The sequence below is a fragment of the Enterococcus sp. DIV0421 genome, assembly GCF_051713745.1.
Taxonomy (GTDB): domain Bacteria; phylum Bacillota; class Bacilli; order Lactobacillales; family Enterococcaceae; genus Enterococcus_D; species Enterococcus_D casseliflavus.
Genome location: NZ_JBIOQM010000022.1, coordinates 1 through 765, shown reverse-complemented (window position 1 = coordinate 765; position 765 = coordinate 1). Strand labels below are relative to the sequence as shown.

The following is a 765-nucleotide window of genomic DNA, read 5'->3' as shown; positions in this document are numbered from 1 at the left end:
TGTTTATTTTTTCGTGATTTAATGGTTCTACAATATTTAGTGTTGGTGGAAAATCTACGGATTTTCTACTGACACTTTTTTTGTAAAAAAAGATAGAAAAAGAGATAGCCTAACTGGTAGAATTTAGTCGTCTAAAATAAAACCAAACCAAGAAAGGATATCTCCATGGATCATTGTACTAGAAAATTGTTAGGTTTAACAGATGAAAATTTATTCTTCGAAGAAGAATGGTTAGAGACTATAGAAGAAGAGGGGGTTCGCACCAATATTATCCATGCCAAACTTAGCTATATACCAAGCCATTGCCGTAAATGTGGTATCAACAATGAAGGACAAATCATCAAGAATGGCTCACATAAAACAAAAGTCCAACTTTTGCCTTATCGAGGAACAAAAACAGAATTACGCTTGTTGCGTAAACGCTTTTACTTTAAAGAATGTCAGTCGACATTCAATGCTCAGACAAACTGGGTGGATGAAAACTGCTATCTTTCAAAGAATTTAAAGGTTCAAATTGCCTTGGAACTGGCGAAGAATACAATAAGAAAAGAAATTGCCGATCGCTGCTTTGTCTCTGATGTAACCGTTCTGCGTGTCCTACACACCTGCTTAAAAACGTATCATCCTCGTTTTGATACGTTCCCTTCGGTCCTTTGTGTTGATGCGTTCAAATCAATGAAGTCCTGCAGCGAAAAAATGAGTTTTGTTTTTATGAATGGGCAGCCCCAGCAATTACTCGGTGTATTGGAGAATCGACGCCTGGCA

1 pseudogene is annotated in these 765 nt (G+C 37.1%); it reads left to right on the top strand.

The window, feature by feature from the left end:
* Positions 1-165: 165 nt before the first annotated feature.
* Positions 166-765: pseudogene (locus tag IGI96_RS19735) on the top strand (ISL3 family transposase); the annotation flags it as partial.